Below are 22572 nucleotides of genomic sequence, written 5' to 3'. Positions count from 1 at the left end.
AAGTGAAATCAGATGATTTTTACACCCTCACTTTATTGGGGATATAATAACAATGGTTGACACCGCGGCATTCGCCAGTGTCGAATCATCGATGGCGCGAACCGGTGTGTTACTTGCCGTCTGTAGTGGACCAATCGCCTTCATAGTCAGCGCGCGAACCGATCGCTGCACCGGCATTGGCACAGCCTTTATAACGCTAGCCGTGTCTGTATGCTGTCTCGGCGTAAGCTTCGCGGCATTTTGTCACCAGACTGCCTGAGAACGTCTATACAGAGGAACTCTTGACCAGCCCGACGCGTAGGTTTCATAGCCTTTAACGAGTGACAAAGGCATGGGGGTTTGTATGGAGATGGGTGTTGATGAGTTAGAAGGGCACTGGTTGGGAGTAACGGCTGTTTTAGCGATCGCTGCAAAACTCCTTGCGACTTTCCGTTATGCTGGCTCAGGCCTTCCAATAAGCACTGATTCCCTCATGCTTCAACATCCTGGCTGGTATATGCTGAACGGAGCAACTCTGTACTCTGATTTCGTTGAAGTAAAACCTCCTGTAGTCTACGAGACAACAGCTCTTTTGTCGGTAGTTACTGGCAACAATCCGATAGCAATTCATGTCCTAGGCATGGTAATCACGCAGTTGGCTGTCGTATTGTCCAGTGTTGGAATTGCCCTCATTGTTCACTACAAGACCTCTTCCCCAGTAGCAGCTGTTGCGGCCGGAGTCTCCTTGTACGCACTACCAGCAACGATTGATTTTGGATGGGGAGGATTTCTGGCGAAGCCCTTTGCAGTTATGTTCGGTATATACGGCATTTATTTTCTCCTCAGAGATCTCCCACTCTTTGCAGGGCTTCTTTCCGCACTCTCGGCGGCCTACTGGCAGCCCTCGCTCATCTTTTCGGCAATCATAATTGGCATGGCTGTTCGTTCCAGACGCAAGAGACGGGTGTTGCGAGTGATTGGTGGAGGAATTGTGGCGGTTGTAGTTGTTCTGGGGCCAGTCGTGATTTGGAGGGCCATTGATCAGATGTTATTGAGTGTATTTGTCATCCCCAGTGTGGCCAGCGGGTCGACAACCTTCATCCAGACTCTCCATGGAGTGGCTGGAGGGTTAGGATACGGGGGCTTTGTGGTTCTTATCGGCGGTGTTGGGGTGCTTATTGCCGCCTCTGCGGGTGATCTGTGGCCGATTGCTGGTGCTGGGTGGGGAGTCTTGCAGGTATTCGTACTCGATTATGACGCAGGATCTGACCTTTTTGTGGGGATGGCTTTTGCAGCCATTGGTGTCGGCTTTGCAGTCTCAGAAACACGAGGAAGATGGCAACAAGCTACGGTTCTTGTTCTGGCGCTCACGGTCGTCATATCGGGTATTTCGGGGGGATGGTTGGGGTTAGTGGCTCCGATCCAAGGTCCGCCAAACGATACACTCCACGAATCGCAATCTGGAAGTATCCCTCCAGAGATGGGTAGCGGAGGGGTGGAGAGTATGCATACGGTATTCTGGGATCAACGAACACCCAAGTCTTGTTATTATACAGCAGCCGCTTCGGGCGACCTCAGATCATGGCTGAAGGTGACTGGCCAACCAATTGATCGGAATACGTGTCCTGGCGCGTCTGAATTTTGGCAATAATCACTTATTTTTCACTATTTTCATTCCAGACGAGCCGCATTAGTGTCCCTTCAGCTATTTACGAAGCTATAGATCTCGTGTGGTGAAAATTCCCCCAGAGTTATCATCACGGCAAAATAGATTACCGCACCAATGATCACGTACGCTATTATCTCAAAAATTCCATTCGAAATTGTAGGTAGGAAATACAGCACGAGAGACATCACGACAGCCGATCCGAGGGCAGCGAATAGTGTCTGAGTTGGAAATGGAATGTGTATCTCCTGGCCTACGAAGTAGTAAATGACTGCGGTAACCAATATCTCGGAGACAAACGTTGCAGCGGCTGCACCGAGTAGGCCGTATCGTGGGATCAGAAGAATGTTCAGTGTGAAATTCGCAGCAGCTGCAAGTACAACTGCAAATCCGATTTTACTGGTCTGTTCGCTCGCGGTCAAGATATACTCAATAGAGTCTTGATAGGCTCTAACTAGGAATCCAGAGGATAATATTGGAATTAGAAACGCACCTTTATTAGCAATTTGCGGGGTTGAAATCAGGGACAGTAATGGCTTCGATAGCAGCGCGATGCCGAACAGAGCTGGTACTGCTAATATAGTGATGTATTTAAAAATCCCCGCATAAAGACTCTTCAATTCCGCAGTTTTGCCACTGTCCCAAGCCCCTGCAACAGTTGGATAAAGAGTTGAGTTCAAGATCGATGTGAAACGTTTAAGAATTCCACTAACTCCATATGCGGCAGAGTAAATACCTGCAATCGTTGGTGATAGAAAATAGAGGAGCAGGAACCGGTCTACTTGTGATAGAATCGATTTCGAAAGTTCCTGCGGAATCATCGGCGCACCGTATCGGAGGTACTGGGGAAATCGGGACAGTGAGGGACGTACAAGGCCATAGCTCCTCACAATCAACAGAAATAAGCCGAGATTACCGAGGGTCGAGATCGCTAAGAGTGCCAGTAGTCCACTGATGACTCCACCTCCAGCTACGAACACAACGAATAGTGCGGCAGCTTCAACGATCATCCGTGTCGTTCGAAGAATTTCGTATCGGCGGATATCTCCAAGCGCTCTGGGAAAATTCAAGTTCACCTGCATTATCATATCTGAAATAACAATTCCGGCAGAAACGAGAACAAGTACCGATGCATCGATATCTTGTGATTCAAGCAACACATCAACATCAACTATACTCCCAAAGAATAGTACAACTCCGCTTACGATGCTACCGAGCAATAGCGTTAGAAACAGAATGTCTGTGTAAACGCGTTTCATCGTTTCTGGTCCAGAACTATATCGAATTAGAGCGCCATGGAGGTGAACGCCCCCTGTAGATTGAAAAAGACCAATAACCGCGGTTACCGTCGTCCAAATGCCGTAATCGCCTGCTCCGAGCAGATTTGTAATTAGGGGAATGATGGCCAGACCTCGGAACAGTTGAGCAACTGTTTGACCCAGCGTGAACAGCGAATCTCGGAGGACTTTATTGCCGAGTTTCATTACTCTAATAATTCCAGATACAATGATTCGTATTGTGCTGCTATGTTTTCGAAAGTATGATTCTCTTCAATGTAGTTTCGTGCCTGTTCTCCCATGGCTGTAACATCACTATTCTCACATATGGAGCGAACGTGTTCGGCTAACTGATTAACATCACACGGCGATGCCAAATATCCAGTTTTCCCGGTAGTGACCAGTTCTGGCATTGAAGTCGTCTCATAGCCAACAACAGGCAGACCAGAAGCCATCGCTTCTAAAACTACGTTCGGACATCCTTCTCTAATCGTAGGGAACAAGAATCCGGTCGCATTCGCGTATATTGCTGGCAGTCGTTTCTTATCGATACGCCCTGTGAGATGAACATTTTCGAGATCACGCGACTCCGCTATGAGATTTTCATAGAGTGGCCCATCACCGATCAGCAGAAATGTAGCTTCAGGAACTTGCCTGGCCACCTTGATGATATCGCTCGGCCGCTTCCGACTATCTAAACTTCCCACAAACATAAACACTGGATCATTTTTATCTAGACGGCTAAGGAGGGGCGGCTTCTCATAATTCGAATGAAATAGATCGGTATCGACCCCATTATAGATAACAATTGGATCAAATCCAAATTCTTGTTTTACAGTTGTCGCTGTGTGCTTGCTTACTGCCGTCGTCATGTCGGCCATTTCCGCTAGTTGCTGTCGACGATCCGTTTGGAAATTTGAGTCTGGATTTACATCAACTCTGAACGAATGAATATGTCTGATATTCGGATTCCGTATTCGTGAACATTTAGATATAGGAATGTGGCGGGGTGCATGTCCACCAGTATGTATAAGGTCGTAATTTTTCAATGAAGTTCGTCCATATTGAAGGATTCGTTGTAATTTATTTGTGTTACTCATTTGTACAGTTTCAATAAAATTTGTATAAAATTCTTCTCCTTCGAATCTGTATATAGTAGGAACAAATAGTTCTTCATTCATGTGGGGGGTGATTTTTTCGAAGAGATACGGTATTGGGCTATCTCCACCGATTATATACGGGAGATATATGTGGTTCACACTATTGCCCTTCCTAGCGAAGTTTGCATGAACTCTTCGTTTTGGATCGCTTATTTCATCAACCGTACACAGATTTACACATTGAACTGAGAGCGTGACATCGGTAGCGGCGAAGATGGTGATGCCAATCATGGACTCCCAGACGCATGCACGCGTGTTTGATAATCAGGCTTCAGTCCAGTCGCTTCCTTGATGATGGCATTTCCATTGGGGAGCACGATAGGACTCAGAGACTGAGCAGGTTCACTCAACGTATCCGAGATCTTCCAGTCGAGCTTTGGTCTCGGTATCGAGTTCCCCAGTGAGCGACGGGATTTCTGATGGATGGACATGCACGTCCGCCGCGAGTTCTCGGAGATTGGCCGGACTTTCTGTCGCGTCGAGTGGCAGGTGCTCTGCGGGGTCTGCACGGAGATCGTAAGTGACGCCCTCACCGTTGAACGGTTCGACGGCGCTTGCGAGTTGGTGTTCATGGTACAGTGGTTCTCCGAAGTGTCGGACGAACTTGTGGCAAGCGGTGCGCGCTGTGACTGTATGGCCACGGTGGCTCACCGAATCGGAGAGCACTATGGCGCAGTCTTCGTCATCAAGATGTGACGAGCGCCCACTCTTCGCCGGGAATGGACCACGATCGATATTGACGAGGTCGGCGAGCAGTTCGTGAAGCCACGCCAGCGAGAACGGCGCGTCGAACCGCTCAGCTGTTTCGTTGGGCGTTCGGATGAGAAATGGGACGTGGAGAAGTTCGTCAAACATATTGTGATACTGGTGGCCATAGACGCCACGCTCGAACAGGGCTTCGCCGTGGTCCGCGGTGACGACAAGGATCGTTTCGTCCCAGACCCCTTCCTCTTGCAGATAATCGATGATGCGAGCGATCTGTGCGTCGACATGGCGCAGCGCGCTGTCGTACATCGTCTCGTAGGCCGGCGTGTGTTGGTTCGCCATGCGGCCCGCGTCTGTGAGCAGATGTCGCGCGGTCGCGTCGCTCCACGCCAATCCGCCTTCGCGGATCGAGTCAGGATGCAGCGGTGCGTGAAGATCCATCAGATGCGTCCACGCGAAAAACGGCTGTTCTCGGTCTCTTGTGTTGAGGTTGTCCAGCAGTCTGTCGACAACCACCTTGCCCCGTGTCGTGGGCCAGTCGGTTCGGAGCTGCTGGTAGCGATAGAGAGCGTACAGTGCCGATGAGAGGGTAGTGTTCTCCATCGATCGAATTCGGTCGCGAAACGAATAAAGAACAGAACTCACCCGCTCGCGGAGCGGTCCTGCCGACCCTGGTGGATTGCCGATCTCGGTCTGTGTGTCCTCAGTGCGTAGGTTCCGAAAACTGTCGAACCCCGTATCGAAGTTCCGTTCAGTCGTCAGCTGTGGGTTCGAGATCGTTGCGATGGTCTCCCAGCCGGCGTCGCGGAAATGCGACGCGAGGGTTTCGGCATCGTTCGGGATCGCCGTCCAGTCGACGTCGGAGTAGTAGGCGCTGTTGTAGCCGTGCAAGCCGGCGAGAAAGCCAGGAACCGATTCGGGCGTGTACGGACCGGTTGCAACCGCAGTGTCGAAGACGAGCGATGACTGAGTCAGTTCGGTAAGCGTGGGCGTGGTTGGTTTTGTATATCCATTGAATCCGCAGTGATCGTATCGGAGACAATCGACGGTGAGCAACAAGATGTTTGGGCTGGACATACTGCTACCGGTGGTTGCTCCTCTCATGTGTGTTTTGTTTCGGTTGGCTGGTTGGAAGGGCTAAAATTCTCAGATATGATCAATTTGCAGAACTATTTGAGTTCACGCACCGTACTCGCGAGTAGTGCTTTGCTCCGTGGTTCGTATAGATCCGATTGTAATGCGTATCAAGGACCGATTTTGGATCCCATGTCAGTCGCCATGGTCCCTGAAATCGATACACGTCGATTTGGCGATAAAGTATGTCTGGAGGACAGTCGCTAAGGAGTGTTGCATTGTAGAGAGCTGAATTGAGTGACGTATACCTGTTTTCTCGTGTAGTATCAAGCACCCCAGAGGCAGTCACATGCTGGTCGGGAAACGGTTGTTCCCCTGCATAGTAGGGATCTGTGGCAGAATTATCCATATGTTGATGGCCGAATTCCTTTGCTGCAACTTCTTCCGAAGTGAGATACATTCGGGGTGAGCCGGGAAAATCCGGTGCAGCCTCAACCGTGATGGGTTGGGTAACGACAACAAACATGAGTATACTAATAACCATCATTGACCATGCGCGTGCGAGTAATTTCCTAGATCGACCTGATTGATCGATGAACGCCGCAGCAATGAGCACGGCGAGAAACGGTTCAATAAATAATGTTACACGACTATAGTTGAATTCACTTGGTACTACTATTGCGACCGGGAACAGCAAGAACAATCCCGCAGTAACAGCCTGCAGCACTTGGACTTGGACAAATCGCTTACTGCGGTTCGTGTACACAAGAATTAACCATGCTACCGCACCTGGAACCAACAAAGCGAGAGCATGTAGGTTCCGGAGGAGAATGCCTACAATCTCAGAGAAAGGACTGACGGCTGCAGTAGGTTGCAACAGTGTTGCCGACACACTTGCTGATTCGCTTCCAAATAGCGCTATCAGTTTTGCAACTACCGAACTGAGGTAATTTGAGATGTATGACCACTGTATGAACGCCATCATAAATATCATCCCAAATAGCATCCAGACATTGTATCCGCCGCGTTGCTTCTGTCCGAGCTGTGTGGCAACGGTTCTCGACAGTAGAGTTAACACGATGAACATCCCAGCAAACATTATTGTGACTAACATCGGGAGTTTGTGAGTAAGCGCCATTGACAGCAAGAACACCACAAACAGCAGCGAAAATCGATAGCGATGAGAAGGCCCTGAGATTGATCGAACACTCACAACGACAAACAAGCACAAAAACAATGTCGCGAGCGACTGGGATATCGGCCAAAAACTGTGATGAACACCTTGTGCTGCCACAGTTGCAATTAGGCTCGCGGCAATACCCACTTCAGTCGCTTTCTCGTGTGTGATATATCTCGACAGCAGGTACACAGACAAAGGAATCAATATGCCTGCGAGAAGCGGGATGATAATCATCGCCGTTCGTACCGGCAGTCCAGAGATGATTGCAGACAAACCGTTCAAAAGCGGAAAGAATGAAGCTTTCGCGTAGAACCCGACGTTCATCGCTTCGATTGAACCGGACGCGACCAGTTGGTTGATCCAAACTGCGTATCCATCCGGATCGATTCCAATCATGCTGGCCGGAAAGACAAAGGTATACGCCCGATAGAATACTGCGATACCTACGACGAGCACGAGGCTGGGTCCGGTTGGTGGTGATGTCCGGTTTGGTCGCCAGAGCATACCGGCAAGTACGACGAGCACTGAAACACCGACTGAGACTGGAATCCACGGCCAGAGTGATTCGGCGCTATGGCTTCCGAGAGTCCCTGCTGAAATCGCAAGGAGAGCGATTATTGCCGTTGTTTTGAGCTGTCGCATTAGTGTATGTACTCTATGGTGTTGTCACGTAGTCAAATGATACTACTTGCCCAGAGATTCCACGAGGTCGGTCAATACGTCCGATTGATATTGGGTGGTGAAGTATTCCTCGTTTAGCCACTCAGAGGACCAATCTTGTGCGAGAATTGTAGCAGCCATCTCGGCAGGCGTCTCTGTGATGTTCGGCGTCAGAAATGCGATATCGCCCGCAGGACGCGAAACCACCGGCACGCCGCAGTTCATGGCTTCAAGGAGTACCAGTGGTATTCCCTCATATGGCGATGGATGTATGTACACATCTGCCGCTTTGTAGTACCGATGTATTTCCTCGTGTGCAACGTACCCTGCTAGCCGAACTATATCGTCGGAAAATTTGTTGGCGAATTTCTCGTAATATGGTCCTTCTCCAGCGAGTACAAACAACATTTCTTGTTCATTCGCAATCTGCTCGATGGTCTCTGCAAGAAAATCCATTCCCTTCAATCGAGAGAGTCGCCCGACGAACAGGGCGATGTCCTTGTCGATCGGTAGGTTGAGTTCTCGCCGACAAGCTGCTTGGTCATTCGGTGGAGAGAATCGCTCAGCCAACTCGCCGAGCGGCGGAATAGTCACGATGTTGTCCGGGTTCATTCCATGAGCTTGCGCTTGTGCGGCACCGTAAGGACCGAAGACAATCATCGCATCGGAAATTCGCATCGGGATCCGGGCGAGAACATTGTCGAGGAGGAAAATCCCCGCTTTCTTCACCCCAGAGTGCCCCTGATACTCTCGAAATACGTCACTAGCAAGGCGAGTAATTGTTGGAACGCTTGCGTGGTGTCCAGCCAACGCTAGCCCCGGTGCATGTGTCTGGTATTTAATGACCTGAAAGAGGACATCTGGAGACCGTTTGTGGATATATTCACGACAACTTCGATACGTTGACAGAATCCTGGTATATGGCGTTCGTGGTGTTCGGGAGGTCGTCGGTATTTGTATATAGTTGTCCTGTACCGACGCAGGAAGCGATGCAGCACCGAACGCATCGAGTTCATGGTTGGTGAGACACTGAGCAATGCCGCCGAGATCCTCGGCGACGTTGTCTGTTGAGTTGTCAGCAGCGCCTAGATAAATTCCGATGCGCATGCTTATGTTCCTCCAGTAGCATTTCTGTGAGATATCCATCCTCTAAACATATAAAACCAGTCGATATAATCTGACGTTTGAATGTGTTCACCTTGTAATTCAGAACAGGAGATACTGAAAAGACGAAAGAATAGTCATCAGTATCACTCCTACTGATAATTAGAAATCACTTGAGTATACTGGTCAACTACGTTTGAAATGACCTGGTTCGGTTGGTATTCTGTCTTTACTTTCTCATAATTAGCATTACCCAGATGCTTTTGATTTTCAGATGCGTATCTAATGGCTTTTGCTAAACCGTCAGGCTCCGCAACATTACAAACAGTTCTCTCTCCCGAAATGATTTTTGGAGGTGCGCCGATGTCCGTACAGACGACAGGCAATTTCGCCTGCATAGCTTCCAATATTGTACGTCCAAATGGTTCCCGCCAAATGCCTGGATGAACAAAAACATCTGACATTGAGTACATCTGACCTAACAGATCATGTTCTACGTGACCATGAAACTGTACCTGATGGTCCACATTAAGCGCCGTAGCAAGTTTCTGAAGAATTTCTTTTCTAGGACCCGTTCCGACAATAGACAGATTGAAATTGTCAGATAGGTTTTTGAATGACTTGATTAAATATTCTACACCTTTAGACTTTATCAAAGATCCGACATAGAGAACCATTATAGCTTCGCCATCAGAGTTACCAAGGTTTGGTGTGAGCGATTTTTCGAAAGTTGGATCAACCATATTCGGAATAACTGATATTTTTTCTTCGTTTAATAGATCGGACGAATATGATTCCTTGACAGAATCACTTAGAGCAAAAAACCGATCTATTTTTCCAAGCTGTTTTGTGAGGACTTTTCCTAATGTTGGGAGCCAATATTCCTTATAGATGCTTTTCAATTTCGAATCTGTAACTGCTTTGGTTGTAGAACTAGGCAAGAATGTATATGCATTCAAAGTGGCTACTGACGGAATGTCTGACTGAGCCGAAAGATAGCCAACTGCTGGATGCAATTCCATATTGTAAGCATGAAGAAGATCTCTATCATCCAACTCCGAAGAAAGTTGGTAGATAGCAATGGCGTTTGAAATTTCCATAATCCTTGTTGGAGTGTAATATCTTCTCACAGTAATGTCGTCCACTTGTGAGGGGTAACCACAATCAAGGCTATACACTTCTACATCTGTAATTTCCTTTCGCTTGGCTAATTCATCAACCAATAATTTCACACTGATTTCACCTCCACCAGCTATATGTGGTGGATACTGTGGGGTGACTACTCCAATTCGCATATATCATCCTCGTACAGAAGAGTTGAATTCTTTTGAGAAAGGAGACGATCGGTGCAGAGTGCGCCCCTACTAAGTAGAATAACGTAACGCTGACTAGTCATTAGACAATTTCTGCGGAGGAGACTCATAAGCACGTTGTTCGTCATAGCACGTTTCAAGCACTGTCTCTGTCTGCTCAGCAGTCGCGTCCCAAGAATATTGTGCTGCTGTAGAACGGTTGTGGATATTGATTTCGCTGCATAGCTCCATGTCATTAAGATAACGAGCGATTTCCTCGGCGAACACGTGTGGATCTTCCTCTGAGATAAGGGAACCGTTCGTACTGTCTTGGAAGAACTCTTCGTAAACTGAAAGCCGTTTTGCGACGACTGGAAGACCAGCGGCCATCGCTTCGAGCAGCACGATCCCGAACCCCTCTTGTCTGGATGAATAACAGAATACTGTTGCCTCGTTCATCAACCGAACTTTCTCGTCTTCGCTCACAAAGCCGTGAAACGTGATTGAGTCAGCGACGTTTAGCGTATCAGCAAGCTGTTCAAGTTTCGCTTGATCCGGACCGGTACCCACGACGGCTAACTGAAGATCCGGAAACTCTTCTCGTACGTGTGCGAATGCGCGAATAATCGTACTCTGGTTTTTTCGCTTGCTCAGTCGTCCGACGGTAAGTAACGACCGTTCGTTTCGTTCAGTCACATCGACCTGATATTTCGCTGCATCAACGCCGTTTGGAACTGTATGCACTCGTTCAGCAGGCACACCGTACGCTATCAACTGCTCCATGACATGCTGTGTCGGTACAACGATAGCGTCGTAGCGGACGATACGGAGGATGTTCTGTACTGTGAGTTGAATGAGTGCTGTGAGGGGATCGTATGTCTCGAAACAACTGCGATCGTAGAACTCGTGCTGAACAGCGACTATCGGCACAGCGAACGCTTTAGCCAGCAGTACAGAGAGAGTTGGATACGGAGTCATGTTCTCAACGATTACATCGAAATCTTCCCGCAGTAGCATCGAGATGAGGATCGGAATGCTCACGACTGCAAAGAGATATCGCGTCGCGTAGTAGCTTATTTTTGGCCAGTCGAACAGTCGTTCAGGAATACAGTTGATATGGCGAACCTTACACCCATTAAGGCGCGTCTTATCGGGCAGACCTCGATCCGTTTTCCCCGATAGAATCGTCACATGATGGCCTCGGTTTGCCAACCGCTGTGTCACTTTCCGAGCACGCTTTTCGCCGCCACCGCCGCCCGAAAGCAGCGACGTTTTCGTGATATACAGGATATCCATTACAGGAATTCGTTGCCGCGCTGTTTGAACTCGCGACGAGCTTCTTTGCCCGGTAGTGACCGATACTCACCTTCTTCTGTCCGATTCGGGGTGGTCGTTATCTCACCATCTTCTATTTCATCCAACAGATCGACCACTAGATTCGCTCCCGTCTTGGACACTTTCCGATACACGGAATCCATCGTGTCATTGCTAACGATATCGAACTCCCGCTGCATTACGATATCACCGTCGTCAAACTCATCCGTCATGTAGTGTGCTGTTACACCGCTTTCATCGTCGCCCTCGTAGAGCGCCCAGAACGATGCTGCGCGACCACGATGCTTCGGCAACAACGATCCGTGAACGTTGATGCTTCCATACTCAGGGATCGACAGGAGGTCCTCCTTGACCAGCTGGCCGCAGGAAACGGACAGTATGAGATCGGGATCCATATCTTCAATTCGGGAGACGAATCCGGGCCGATTGATATCCGTTTCAGTTCGTACTGGTATGTCATACTGGTTTGCAACAGCGGGGACCGAATGACAACGGCCCGTGAGCGCCCGATCGATTTCCGCTGGGAGCTGTGCAAGCAATTTTCCCGTCCCGAACTTAGTGCCATATCTGAGGAAGTCGATCGGTCCGAACATCTTGTAGCGCTGGCGAGCGATCGTCGGTAGCCCTTCGCCCGGATGTGGTGCAATCACGACTTCCGAAATATGATCGCCACGAGCGCGAAGAATCGGCTCAATATACTGTGGCATATACATCGGCTCGTCCATCGTGAGCAAGAGCACATTCATGCTGAATTCCTCGCTGCTTCGTACACATCTGATAGTTTCACGAACGAATACCCTTTCCCACGGAGCGAGGAGACGAACTGACGGAAGATAGCTGTCGATCGATCCAAGTTTCGGTTATGTATGGATCGAAGCGGCTGCTCGAGATTGCCGTGCGAGGCGGTCCGATAGAAATCCTGGAGATGGGAATCGAATACGAGTGTCTCCGGCAAACTCGCGTGCTCGATGTATTTCAAATATGGCCGCCCAAGCAGTTTGAGATAGCTCTGTGTGATCGGGATGCGGAATCTGGGTACTGCTGCAATCGGGAGTTCGATCATCTCCGTCGCTCCGGCCGGTCGATACGGCTGAAGCGGAATATCGAGGTTGTTGTAGATTCCTGGCCGATACGAGGGAAAACGGCTTGAATCGAATTTAAAACCTTCTCGTTCCAACAGTTGTAGCTCGTTTTGTTCGATGTTTCCCTGTGGAGCGCGATAGCCGACCGGATCAGTACCGAAAAAGGACCGAAAAGCACGTTTGCCGTGCGTCAGTTCCTCTTCGAAATCGTAGCGCTTCTCAATGTCGTGCTGGTACGAATGGAGGAAAAACTCCGAATCCGTCTCCTGTTGTAGCTTTTCGATCGCTTCCGGGAACCGCTCTAAAGTCTTTCCGACGACGAAGATGGTAACTGGAAGATCGAGATTATTAATAAGCTGAATGTATTCATCGATATACTCGAACGTCAAGTGGTCATAACCATCTTCTTCGAAATACCAATCGTTCTCTAAATCAAGCGTTATCGAAGCGTTTCTCGTCGTAGTGCTCATTAGATGCTGTCTCTCACTCCTGTACAATACGCAGCCAGCTGAGACATACAGCCGGTATTACTCGACTGACGATAGCAGCGTTGGTTCATACTTATCGAATCCATGTCGTTAGAATCGTCCGCGTCAGGCCGATCGCATAGCCCAGCTGCGGCTTTTTGGTTTGACCAGCCTGTCGCTCTTCGATCGTGATCGGCACCTCTTGCAGTCGTAGCCCGTTCTTGCGCGCCTCGATGATCAACTCGGGCGCGCTGAATCGCTCCTCGGTCAGCGTGAGCTTCGATAGCTCCGTGCCGCGGATCGCGCGGAACCCGTTCGTACAGTCCGTGATTTCCGATTTCGTGAGTACGTTGATCAGCCGCGTGAACACACGAATTCCAGCCCGACGAACGGCGCTGTTGCCCGAGTAGTCAGTCCCTTTGTGCCGCGAGCCCATCACATAGTCGGCCTCGTCGTCGATGATCGGAGCCACCATGCGTTCAAGCCGGTCGCTTGGATGCTGGCCGTCGCCGTCCATCGTCACCACAATCGAGACTTCCTCGCGCATGGCGATTTCAAAGCCCGTCTGGAGGGCACCGCCTTGGCCCTGATTAAGATGGTGTTCGACGACGGTCACGCCATCGGAGCGGGCCCGACTGGCGGTTGCATCGGCCGATCCATCCGAGACGACGATTGGCATAACGAGATAGCCACGGATCGTCTCCGGCAGCGAGTTGACGACCTCCTCAATGGTTGCCTCCTCGTTGTAGGCTGGGATCACGACGCCGATCGTCTGGCCGCTGCCGTCGGCTTGGATCGCGTTGGCCTGTTCGAGCGAGAGGCTTCGCGTGAGATCGTTGATTCGGGCTCGGTTAGCGCGTACAAGAGCCATGAGATAGAACACACAGGCCAGCAAGGCGACGATAGCGAGCAACGAGAGAGTCACGTACCGCTTGCGAATGTTGAGGAGGTTCCCGATCTGGTCGTAGAAATCCGGAACCAAGACGACGGCGAGCAATCCGATGGCTGCACCGCCCGCAAGCAGCAGATCAGTTCTCACGAACCGCGTCCGATAGCGCTCAAAGCCCCATGCTAATGCTCCAATAGCCAGTACCACGAATGCTATTGTTAACGGATTAACCATCCATCACGTCTCCCAATAAATTCCTTTAGATCTCATCTCTGTTTTTGTCTTTGCACAAATACTCCGGGTCAATCCCCATAATGATGTCGTCTGCTCTCTGTGTCCCGATCCGAGCCGATTCGATTTGACTTTTCGATGAATTGACGACATGTATTCCGACGAGCAACCAATGTTGGAAATTTCCGACGACAACGAGCCTCTACTGCTACGTGCCACCACTTCAAAACAAGGCATTCAACCAAGCAACCGACATTCACCAATGGAATTTCACGCCTTTTATATCATATACAGTTGTCTACTCACCAACGGTACGGCGACGATCCTCCGATGCACGCTACCACTCGATTGCGACTCTCGAAGGCCACGCTTGCGGCGGGAGCGATCGCGCTCACCATCGCCGTACTCTCCACACATCTCATACCAGCGACGGGCTACGAGCTCTCGATCTACCAGGCAACGCCCAGTGCGTTCTGGATCGGGCTGTTCGTCACGCTGGCTGCCACGGTCGTCCTCGCGTTTGCCAGCGACCGCCGCTCGATCCGCGTCACAGCACTATGGCTTGCCGGTCTCGCGATCGTCGCGTTCGCCGCATTGCCACTCCTCCGGGGCTATCAGTTCTTCGGGCCGGAGGATGCACTCACGCATCTCGGTCACACCAAGAGCCTCGTTCGTGACACGGTCGATCTCACTACGATCATCTATCCAGCGATGCATACCCTCGCCGCTCTCCTCGGCATCCTTACCACGCGACCGTTCACGTGGTCACTCTTGCTCACCGTCCCGCTGTTCGTCGCGATCTTCATCCTATTCGTCCCGCTCTGTGTGCGTTTGATCGTCGCTCGCACACACATCGACCCAATCGCCGTCGTCTCTGCGCTGCTCTTGCTCCCGATCGCCGTCATCTATCTCCCGGTGCTCCAGCCGATCCCGACGAGCGAAGCCATTCTCTTCGTGCCCGCCGTAACCTTCATTCTACTCGCGTACACGCGCCGCCCCCGCCGGCTCGCCTTCGGGACGCTGCTTGTCATTGCCCTCGCCTTTCTCGTCGTCCTCCATCCACAACACGGGCTTGTCTTCGGAGCCTTGCTCGGCATCGTCCTCGTCACCCAGTTTGTCGCCCAGCCGCTGACACGCACAGTCTCAGGTCCAAAAGCGATCGCACGCCTGTTCGTCCAGTTCATCGTGCTCGCCGGTATCGGCCTCGCTGTCGTCTGGGGCTGGCTCAGCACGCAATCGCTGTTTGGCCGCGGAGTCTCCGAACTTGGCCCGATACTGTTTGACGTCGAAACCACCGCCCAGCTCCAAACGTTCTTGTCGACACACTCGTTCGACGCGATCATCGCCGAACTACTCGACACCCCCGCACGACCGATCATCCCGCGCAGTAACACCCTCGAGGCACTCGGCGTGTCCGTCCGCACGATCTATCGTCGAACGTTTGCCGTCGAAATCGTCGTCGGGGTGTTCGCCGTCCTCGCCCTCCTCGTTCCCGTCCTCTCGAAAGCAGCGAACCGTCGCCACATTCGCTACTCGGTCGTGCTCTCGCTTGTTTGTGGGATCGTCCCCGCTGTGATTCTCACCGTCCTCTATGTTCTCGCAGGCAACCCACTCCAGTATTTCCGCTATCTGGGCTTCGTGCTCGTGTTCGTGACGATCCTCGGAGCCGTGTTCCTCTGGGAGGCACGTGCCACCCTTGAGACGTGGCTGCCATCGATCCCCGTCCGCAGCGTCCTCGCCGTCGGCTTCGTCGTCTTACTGCTCGTCTCTTCATTTACGATGTTTCGCTCACCGTACGTCGCCCAGGAGACCGACCATGTCCCCGAAGGTCAGATGACCGGTTACGAGTTCGCGTTCGACCACAAGGCGAGTGATACCGGCTTTGCTGGCGTCAGTTCGTCATTCTTCCGCTATCGCGACGGCATCGCCGGGAAGAATGCATCGGACATTCCTCAGGCATCGCTCGATGATCCACGCGGCAGCGGTCGTTACTTGCGTGTCCCCTACCATTTCGCCGATCAGGAACTCCGCACACAGTCCGACGAGCTGTTCTATCTTCCGGTAACGGCTGTCGACCGTCAATCAAGCACGCAGCTATACGGTGGTGTCGAGTTCTCACAGAACGATTTTACCTATCTCAACAGCACACCCGGGATCGCTAACACCTACGCGAACGGTCAGTTCGATCTCTATCGTATCGAACCGGCCAATGAAACCGATAGCTAAGGAGTACGTCAGATTCGAATCCCTTTCTCGCCTTTGCTACCCTTGTCGAAAATTGCTGATAGTGAGATCCTATTCGGTCATGAGCAACCATCACGACAGCGAGTGAACACCGATCTCGATTCGTCAAGAAAACCAGAATCACTACCCCAACCCCAAAAAGTAGGAAAAACAATACTTTCCAATAAGAATATCGGGAGGCGACCTGTATCGCCTCCCGAGAACAATGGCCGAGGAAATGCAAGCGATCCGTGTCCACGAGCATGGCGACCCAAGCGTGCTGCGCTACGAGTCCGTCGAGCGGCCAGAGCCCACCGCCGACGAACTCCTCGTGCGCGTTCGCGGCGCCGGCCTGAACCCGGTCGACACTGCCGGCCGGTACGGGCAGATCGAGTATCCACTGCCCTGGATCCCTGGCTGGGACCTGTCGGGTACCGTCGCCGCCGTTGGCGACGCAGTCACCGACTTCGAGGTCGGCGACGACGTCTACAGTCTGGTGCGCTTTCCGGATGCCGGCAACGCCTACGCAGAGTACGCGACGGTGCCCGCGGCAGACGTCGCTGCACAACCGGAGACTATCGATCACCCCACAGCCGCAGGCGTCCCGATGGTCGCACTGACAGCGTGGGAAGCGCTCTTCGAACAGGGCGACCTACAGGACGACGACCGCGTGCTGATCCATGCGGCCGCCGGCGGTGTCGGCCACATCGCCGTGCAGCTCGCGCTGCAACATGGTGCGACCGTCATCGGGACCGCCGCCGGCTACAACCAACAGTTCCTCACCGATCTCGGTGTCGACCAGGCCATCGACTACGAGGCCACCCAGTTCGAGGACGCGATCGACGAGCCAGTCGATCTCGTGCTCGATGCGATCGGTGGCAAAACGGGCGAACGCTCGCTGTCGGTCCTGCGCGAGGGTGGGACCATCACGCCCTTGCTCGATGCCCCACCCGAAGAGCAACTCGACGCCTACGGCGTCGTCAGCCAGCAAGTCGGTGTCGAAGCCGACGGTGACACGCTCTCCGAGGTCGCCACACTGATCGATGACGGAGCCGTCACGCCAACGATTGCAGAGCGCTACCCGCTTGCGGATGCAACTGCCGCCCACGAGGAACTCGAAAGCGATCACGCCCGTGGCAAACTCGTCCTCGAACCCGAGGGCGATACCGACGCCTAAGCACTTCGATGGTGAAGCCGTCGTCCAGAAGTAGCTAAACGCAGAAGGACTAGTGCGTCTCCAAGAGAGGAATTTCTCCCTCAATAGAGATCTCATCACCGACGGAAATCTCCTTGCCGGCCTCGCGTGAGGGCAGCCGTGTGACGACTGTCAGATAGAAATAATCGTCTGCATCCTCACGATCCATGTTCGTTCCCAGCGTCTCCGCGTCAGCCCAGTCGGGGAACTGCTCCTTCCGGTTTTCCATGAACTTCTTCGTGAAGTTCAGCTTCTGTTCGCCGGTTTCTGGGTCCCGAGAGGGGACGACACAGCGTGGCTTACACATGACCCCATAATGGGTCACGTCGCCAACCGTGAACTCCACGCCAGTACCCGGATCGCGACGTGTGGCCGGCGTATTCGTATAGAGCTTGTCTTCCCAGAACGGCTCGACGCCATCGATCGCGATGTTGGTCCGCAGTCGACGGAAAATCCCGTCGGCATCGAGGTCGTCGTACCAGGATGCGACTTCGGCCACGGTTTCTTCACCGACGAGCGTCGGGCCCGTGGCGGTGACGCGGATCGGGGCGATACCGCCTGCGCTATCCGTGAAGTTCGTTTGTGCGGCCCGTTCGACGGTGATCGGCTCGTCAAAGAAATCCGTCAACCATGCCTCCAGTTCCGGATTGCTGTCGATCCCATCGAGGTCGCAGGAAAACGTCCGGTCCGAATCGTGGATCGCGAAGTCGATCGAATTCGCCGCAAGGTCGACTGTGGTGTTGATCTGATGGACCAGTTTGTTCTGTCGTCCATTGACGTATTTCCCATCCTCGCTGAACAGGGCATACTCGCGATCGTACTGCAGCCGCCCCGAATCACGGATCGGTACGCTATCGACAGTGACGCCGGACAGTGATTTGACGGGATACAGTCTGATTCGGGAGACTGATGCCATGATGAAACGTATTGGGCTGAAATCGCATAGGTGTTGTCTCAGCGGATGCTATTCGGTACCATGGTGATACGTCGCTGAACGCCGATGGCGTTGCGAATCGCCTCGTCGATTGGCGCGTTTGCGTCGATCATCCGACTTGGTTCACGCCGGCGCTGATTGCTGCTCGCGCTGGAGGCGTTGGGCGTGTTCGAGCACGCGCTGATCCTCTCTGACAGCAGCCAGTCGTTGCCATCAGTCCAGATGGCTTCAAGCGCGTCGTGATCATCCGGGGCGGCGATGTCGAACGCACTCACCTATGCAGGATCTGACTCGTCGTATTTGTCTTGATAGGCGCGATCGCGCTCAAGCAGCGTTTCGAGCTGGGTTGCGAGTTCATCGCCCGAATGGGTGCGTCCGACTTCGTTGGGCGTTTTCAGCGAACGTACGCGCGATTGCGCTAGAAACTGCATGGTTGTCCTTCGCCAACTGGCTCGACGATACCGATCTCGGCAACCCAAAGGAGGTGTCGTCGCGCGGATGCAGGTGTGCACTCGGCTCGATTGGCAACGGCAGAAACGGGGGGTGGGTTCGCGCAGCGTGAGTGCGGTTTCGTAGATGCGTTCTTTGACCGTCTTTCCCTCATCCCACTGCTCGCGCTCTTGGCGAACGGTCTCGTCTGACGGCACTCCGTCCGAAGGAATACCGCCATTTGACTCTATATCGTGCTCGCCCATGCTCAATAATATGATAGTTCGCGTAAATATGCTGGATCAAGTTATCAAACCCCCGCCGTTTCGAGTGGAAAACTGTATCACACCTTCCCTTAGCAAGCCGTGCTGTTTTCCCAATCCCCCGCTTTGGTTGATTCTCGGTACTCCCACTTGCATGGATTCGTTTGAGGGAGAACGTGGGGGTGGACATCATGGGCATCCTTACTTCCCACGTTTCTGAATGGTCTGTGTGACACATCTGTGTGCCAATTGACCACAAACTATTTGTTATCCTGAACCACCTGTCTAACCCCGGGTGAGTGTCGCATGGACTATCCGGGAGAAAACGCAGGGACCGTGACATGATACTGTCCTACGTTTTTTTGAACGATACGAACCGGGAGGAGAACCTACCGACCGCAAGTTATTTGCTATGGGCACTCATTGCATGAATCCCGGTACTACTCACCACCTGCATGGATGAACCGGGATAACGTGGGTGGGCATCATGGTCGTCCCTGCATCCCACGTTTTCAGCGACCATGTGGCTGTCATGAGCCAGACGACCGTACATATTCCTCCCCCCCGACTGTTAGCTGCGATCCAGAGCCAGTGTATGACCGATCCCATCGACTATACCGAAGCACTTGACCCGCTCCTCTCGGTGGAGTTGCCATCGGGGTGGATGCGTGGTCTCATTCAGCATCCGCTCCAAGTGATCTCTGGCGACCCAACCGCGATCGACCGTCAGTTCGCGCGTGATCTTGCACCTGAACTCCCAGCGGAGCCGATCGCGACACAACTCCTCTTCGTGTATTTACATGGGTACGAGCCCAATACTGAGCGTCCGATGCGATCTGAGCGGCGAGTAACTGTCGGCTACTTTCCGTCGATGGAGCAGTTTGTTGTACATTGACCTCCTCCACGCCGTAAAACGACGTGGAATCCGACCATCGGATTTCAGTAGCCGTCGCGGCTACCGTCGGTTTCAAGACGCATACGTTCCAGGCGTCTGCTGGTGGGTTTCACCATCGGCTTGGCTGTCTTGTGGCGCGGTCAAACGCGCCCCATCTCCAGCCGAGTCATCGCCGTCCGTGTGTTCTCTTGAACGGCTCTCTCCGCTGGAGTAGCGGTCTGCTATGTTCAGCGCGGCGTTCACGTCCGCTTGATAGGATGTGAGCCAACACTCCTCGTTCGTACAGCGAAACTCCGCCTGCTCGGGGCGGTATCCCGTCTCGCCACAGACATGGCACGATTTGGACGTGTACGCGGGATTCACGGTCTCAACGGGGATACCGCGTTCGGCGGCTTTGTAGCACAGCTGAGCGTGCATCTTGGCGAAGCCCCATCCGTGAAGGCGACGGTTCATGTACGCGCCGTAGTCCATGCTCTCGCGGATGTACGTGAGGTCTTCCAGTACGAGGACGGGATTTTCGACCGACGCGGCGTGTTCGACCACCGCATCCGTTACGGAGTGGAGGATGTGGTCTATCTGCCGCCAGAGTTGGTCGCCGAACGACTCGGCGATGCGCTCGCTTCCGCGTTCCTGAAGCCGCCTCGTGGTGGTGAAATACGTCTTCCGAAGGCGTCGAACGTCTTTGCCCTCGTCGTTCCAGAGTGTTGGTGCAGTCGGGGTTCCGCGCTCGTCACGGTGACACACCGTGAGCAATGCAGAGTCCCCGATGTCCACACCAATCGGCGTCTCGTCGGACACCGAATCGGTTGACCGTTCTTCGACCTCCCGCGTAGTCACTATGTGCAGATACCACTCGCCGTCGCGGTCGAACAGCCGACATTCTCCCATGTTGGCGTCTCCCGCGAAGACGGCTTCGACCCACGGGCGCTGTTCGGGGTTCGGTTGTGCTGGAACCCACAGGTGGTAGTCGTCGTGGTGCGGGACTTTCACGTACCACTCGACGGTGTTCTGTGGCTTGTGGTCGAGCTTGACGCCCTCGTTCGTGAATCGAACAGGGTGCTCGTCGTGAAGCTCGTCAGCGTGGTAGCTCCCGCCACAGAGTTGCGGGACGTACTTCTTGAGGGCGTTCTTCGCGTAGCCGCTCAAATCGTACTCGACTACCACATCGTTCGCCGCTGATTGTGTGGAGCAACCAGCATCGAACGCGGCGTGGAGCGCCGCACGGTAGGCGTCAGTCGTTTCGCGGAGCTTCCGACGCTTGTGAGTGTTTGGTGAGACGAGTTTCAGCTCCAGCGTTTTCGTGACCTCGCTCATGCTTCGGCCTCTTGGCGCTGGATGTAGTCTTGAACCGTCTCGCTGGAGACCTCACCCGCTGTTCCAGCGTAGTAGCCGCGCGCCCACTTGATTTTCTGGTCGTCGGAACTCGCGTAGCGGTGGTTGTACTTCCGCGACGAGATGCCCTTGAACCAGTTGGCGAGAAGCGAAGGCGCATGCTTCGGTGGGCTACTCACGAACAGGTGGATGTGGTCGGGCTGGACGGTGAGGTCGATAACCTCCTGCCCTTTGTCTCCCGCTATCTCTTGGATGATTTCTTCGACGTGGCGCGCAACCGTCCCCGTCAGTACCGAACGGCGGTACTTCGGCAACCACACTATGTGGTATTTGAGGTTGTAAGTCGCGTGCCGTGTGGTCTTCATCCGTATGCACACTATGTACCCGAACGCTACTAAGCGTTATGGTGGAAATCCAACTCGCCGATCGCCAACGAAAAGCGGTTGTACAGACACAGAAACGGCCTATCGCTCAACCCGCGCCTGAAGACGCGGGTATGCGCTAACGGTTTGTATCACAGACTGAGCAGTATCGAGTGGCGTCCGGTCACCGACCCCGGCCTCAACGAGCGCGTCAGCGCGAGGAGGCCGGGGCTTGCGTGGCGGACGTTGGAGGTTTTGTGGCGTCCTTCGCCCTTGTTTGCCGGTGCGGTCGGCCGGCAGCGGCAATTTAATTGGACGTGACCTCGGGTTCTACCCCCAAAGTGGGGGACGGAGAGGCGCGTGGCGTCGCGTTCACCGTCAATGGCCCGTCCTTCGCGTCCCGGAACGTTCCGGGTCGCTGGGCATGGTGACCGATGCCCCTCACCGACGAGATAACCGTCCTTGGCCGCTCGGAAGCGTGGCCGGGCACCCCTTTCGGGACTGTCTGTTGCCCATCAGTGAGTGTTCTATCATACGTTTTCGGCGGATATAGCGGTTTCGGTCCGCACCACAAACGCGCTCCTCCCCTCCCTACTCGCGGCTCCGTTCTGACTGTTGTCGGAACTCCGCCGCTCCTTGAGGAAGGGGACTCCGCGCTACCGATCTGGTTGACGGTGCCATCGATTGGTTGAGCGAAACGATCCCGCAGGTCGAAGCCCAGGTCGACAGCACCCGTTATCGCCTAAGCCGGTTTACCGTAAAATCGGCCGATTTTACTGTAATTCTCAGACAGAAGATTCCTTTCCATGATCCCGTTTCGATGAACTATGCAGCGATG

Annotated in this window: 19 protein-coding genes; 4 read left to right on the top strand and 15 right to left on the bottom strand. The window is 53.1% G+C overall.

The genetic code is table 11. The features are described from left to right. The first annotated feature begins 343 nt into the window (after positions 1-343). Positions 344-1630, top strand: coding sequence for a DolP-mannose mannosyltransferase (locus C451_RS22325; protein ID WP_161605881.1), 1287 nt, complete (start codon positions 344-346; stop codon positions 1628-1630). Positions 1631-1680: 50 nt separating this feature from the next. Here C451_RS22325 and C451_RS20120 read toward each other — a convergent pair whose 3' ends face one another. From C451_RS20120 to C451_RS20085, 10 genes are all read right to left on the bottom strand, one after another. Continuing rightward, positions 1681-3129, bottom strand: a complete 1449-nt coding sequence (locus C451_RS20120; protein WP_080503593.1) for a flippase — start codon at positions 3127-3129, stop codon at positions 1681-1683. Then, positions 3129-4103, bottom strand: a complete 975-nt coding sequence (locus C451_RS21375) for a glycosyltransferase family 4 protein (protein ID WP_161605880.1) — start codon at positions 4101-4103, stop codon at positions 3129-3131. Before C451_RS21375 ends, C451_RS20120 begins: the two co-directional genes overlap by 1 nt. 321 nt (positions 4104-4424) lie before the next feature. Then, the gene (locus C451_RS20115; RefSeq protein WP_007743655.1) at positions 4425-5864 is read right to left on the bottom strand and encodes a sulfatase-like hydrolase/transferase; all 1440 of its coding nucleotides are present in this window, start codon (positions 5862-5864) and stop codon (positions 4425-4427) included. A 79-nt stretch (positions 5865-5943) separates the two neighbouring features. Continuing rightward, positions 5944-7545, bottom strand: coding sequence for a hypothetical protein (locus C451_RS20110; protein WP_152420541.1), 1602 nt, complete (start codon positions 7543-7545; stop codon positions 5944-5946). Between the two features lie 180 nt (positions 7546-7725). Continuing rightward, a complete protein-coding gene (locus C451_RS21370) occupies positions 7726-8808 on the bottom strand; it encodes a glycosyltransferase family 4 protein (protein ID WP_161605879.1) in 1083 nt (360 codons plus the stop codon). Positions 8809-8957: 149 nt separating this feature from the next. After that, the gene (locus C451_RS21365) at positions 8958-10100 is read right to left on the bottom strand and encodes a glycosyltransferase family 4 protein (RefSeq protein ID WP_007743652.1); all 1143 of its coding nucleotides are present in this window, start codon (positions 10098-10100) and stop codon (positions 8958-8960) included. A gap of 93 nt (positions 10101-10193) precedes the next feature. Beyond that, a complete protein-coding gene (locus C451_RS20100) occupies positions 10194-11393 on the bottom strand; it encodes a glycosyltransferase family 4 protein (protein WP_007743649.1) in 1200 nt (399 codons plus the stop codon). After that, positions 11393-12178: a methionyl-tRNA formyltransferase gene (locus C451_RS20095; RefSeq protein WP_007743648.1), complete on the bottom strand. Its 786-nt coding sequence runs from the start codon at positions 12176-12178 to the stop codon at positions 11393-11395. The genes C451_RS20100 and C451_RS20095 overlap by 1 nt, the downstream gene beginning before the upstream one ends. Beyond that, positions 12175-12984 (bottom strand): polysaccharide deacetylase family protein, encoded by an 810-nt coding sequence (locus tag C451_RS20090; protein WP_007743646.1) that lies wholly within the window; start codon positions 12982-12984, stop codon positions 12175-12177. The genes C451_RS20095 and C451_RS20090 overlap by 4 nt, the downstream gene beginning before the upstream one ends. Before the next feature lie 91 nt (positions 12985-13075). Further along, the gene (locus tag C451_RS20085) at positions 13076-14104 is read right to left on the bottom strand and encodes a DUF2304 family protein (protein ID WP_049913296.1); all 1029 of its coding nucleotides are present in this window, start codon (positions 14102-14104) and stop codon (positions 13076-13078) included. Positions 14105-14431: 327 nt separating this feature from the next. On the opposite strand from C451_RS20085, the gene C451_RS20080 reads away from it, so the two are divergent. Beyond that, positions 14432-16327 (top strand): hypothetical protein, encoded by a 1896-nt coding sequence (locus tag C451_RS20080; protein ID WP_007743642.1) that lies wholly within the window; start codon positions 14432-14434, stop codon positions 16325-16327. A 223-nt stretch (positions 16328-16550) separates the two neighbouring features. Next, the gene (locus C451_RS20075; RefSeq protein ID WP_007743641.1) at positions 16551-17501 is read left to right on the top strand and encodes an NADP-dependent oxidoreductase; all 951 of its coding nucleotides are present in this window, start codon (positions 16551-16553) and stop codon (positions 17499-17501) included. 49 nt (positions 17502-17550) lie between these two features. On the opposite strand, the gene C451_RS20070 is transcribed toward C451_RS20075, so the two are convergent. Genes C451_RS20070 through C451_RS22320 form a run of 3 tightly spaced genes read right to left on the bottom strand, consistent with a single transcriptional unit; the run spans position 17551 to position 19148 of the window. Next, positions 17551-18435: an MOSC domain-containing protein gene (locus C451_RS20070; protein WP_007743640.1), complete on the bottom strand. Its 885-nt coding sequence runs from the start codon at positions 18433-18435 to the stop codon at positions 17551-17553. Between the two features lie 38 nt (positions 18436-18473). After that, positions 18474-18728, bottom strand: coding sequence for a hypothetical protein (locus C451_RS20065; protein ID WP_007743639.1), 255 nt, complete (start codon positions 18726-18728; stop codon positions 18474-18476). Next, positions 18729-19148 (bottom strand): hypothetical protein, encoded by a 420-nt coding sequence (locus tag C451_RS22320; RefSeq protein ID WP_152420540.1) that lies wholly within the window; start codon positions 19146-19148, stop codon positions 18729-18731. It abuts the gene before it with no gap. Between the two features lie 592 nt (positions 19149-19740). On the opposite strand from C451_RS22320, the gene C451_RS20060 reads away from it, so the two are divergent. Further along, positions 19741-20040 (top strand): hypothetical protein, encoded by a 300-nt coding sequence (locus C451_RS20060; protein ID WP_152420539.1) that lies wholly within the window; start codon positions 19741-19743, stop codon positions 20038-20040. A gap of 72 nt (positions 20041-20112) precedes the next feature. On the opposite strand, the gene C451_RS20055 is transcribed toward C451_RS20060, so the two are convergent. Then, complete coding sequence (locus C451_RS20055; RefSeq protein ID WP_007743631.1) at positions 20113-21354, bottom strand: RNA-guided endonuclease TnpB family protein; 1242 nt, start codon at positions 21352-21354, stop codon at positions 20113-20115. Further along, the gene (gene tnpA, locus C451_RS20050) at positions 21351-21737 is read right to left on the bottom strand and encodes an IS200/IS605 family transposase (RefSeq protein ID WP_005043641.1); all 387 of its coding nucleotides are present in this window, start codon (positions 21735-21737) and stop codon (positions 21351-21353) included. Before tnpA ends, C451_RS20055 begins: the two co-directional genes overlap by 4 nt. Positions 21738-22572: the final 835 nt, after the last annotated feature.

Source organism: Halococcus thailandensis JCM 13552 (assembly GCF_000336715.1).
GTDB classification, from domain to species: domain Archaea; phylum Halobacteriota; class Halobacteria; order Halobacteriales; family Halococcaceae; genus Halococcus; species Halococcus thailandensis.
The sequence above is the reverse complement of the archived record's forward strand: the minus strand, read 5'-3'. Positions and strand labels throughout refer to the sequence as shown.

What these genes read in the sequence shown, in the direction of transcription:
- C451_RS21375 (WP_161605880.1), bottom strand. Translation starts at nt 4,103, where the DNA reads ATGAATGAAGAACTATTTGTTCCTACTATATACAGATTCGAAGGAGAA.
- C451_RS20090 (WP_007743646.1), bottom strand. Translation starts at nt 12,984, where the DNA reads ATGAGCACTACGACGAGAAACGCTTCGATAACGCTTGATTTAGAGAAC.
- C451_RS22320 (WP_152420540.1), bottom strand. Translation starts at nt 19,148, where the DNA reads ATGGGCGAGCACGATATAGAGTCAAATGGCGGTATTCCTTCGGACGGA.
- C451_RS20100 (WP_007743649.1), bottom strand. Translation starts at nt 11,393, where the DNA reads ATGGATATCCTGTATATCACGAAAACGTCGCTGCTTTCGGGCGGCGGT.
- C451_RS20120 (WP_080503593.1), bottom strand. Translation starts at nt 3,129, where the DNA reads ATGAAACTCGGCAATAAAGTCCTCCGAGATTCGCTGTTCACGCTGGGT.
- C451_RS20080 (WP_007743642.1), top strand. Translation starts at nt 14,432, where the DNA reads ATGCACGCTACCACTCGATTGCGACTCTCGAAGGCCACGCTTGCGGCG.
- C451_RS20110 (WP_152420541.1), bottom strand. Translation starts at nt 7,545, where the DNA reads ATGCTCTGGCGACCAAACCGGACATCACCACCAACCGGACCCAGCCTC.
- C451_RS21370 (WP_161605879.1), bottom strand. Translation starts at nt 8,808, where the DNA reads ATGCGCATCGGAATTTATCTAGGCGCTGCTGACAACTCAACAGACAAC.
- C451_RS22325 (WP_161605881.1), top strand. Translation starts at nt 344, where the DNA reads ATGGAGATGGGTGTTGATGAGTTAGAAGGGCACTGGTTGGGAGTAACG.
- C451_RS20085 (WP_049913296.1), bottom strand. Translation starts at nt 14,104, where the DNA reads ATGGTTAATCCGTTAACAATAGCATTCGTGGTACTGGCTATTGGAGCA.
- C451_RS20115 (WP_007743655.1), bottom strand. Translation starts at nt 5,864, where the DNA reads ATGTCCAGCCCAAACATCTTGTTGCTCACCGTCGATTGTCTCCGATAC.
- C451_RS20070 (WP_007743640.1), bottom strand. Translation starts at nt 18,435, where the DNA reads ATGGCATCAGTCTCCCGAATCAGACTGTATCCCGTCAAATCACTGTCC.
- C451_RS20055 (WP_007743631.1), bottom strand. Translation starts at nt 21,354, where the DNA reads ATGAGCGAGGTCACGAAAACGCTGGAGCTGAAACTCGTCTCACCAAAC.
- C451_RS20060 (WP_152420539.1), top strand. Translation starts at nt 19,741, where the DNA reads ATGACCGATCCCATCGACTATACCGAAGCACTTGACCCGCTCCTCTCG.
- C451_RS21365 (WP_007743652.1), bottom strand. Translation starts at nt 10,100, where the DNA reads ATGCGAATTGGAGTAGTCACCCCACAGTATCCACCACATATAGCTGGT.
- C451_RS20095 (WP_007743648.1), bottom strand. Translation starts at nt 12,178, where the DNA reads ATGAATGTGCTCTTGCTCACGATGGACGAGCCGATGTATATGCCACAG.
- C451_RS20075 (WP_007743641.1), top strand. Translation starts at nt 16,551, where the DNA reads ATGGCCGAGGAAATGCAAGCGATCCGTGTCCACGAGCATGGCGACCCA.
- tnpA (WP_005043641.1), bottom strand. Translation starts at nt 21,737, where the DNA reads ATGAAGACCACACGGCACGCGACTTACAACCTCAAATACCACATAGTG.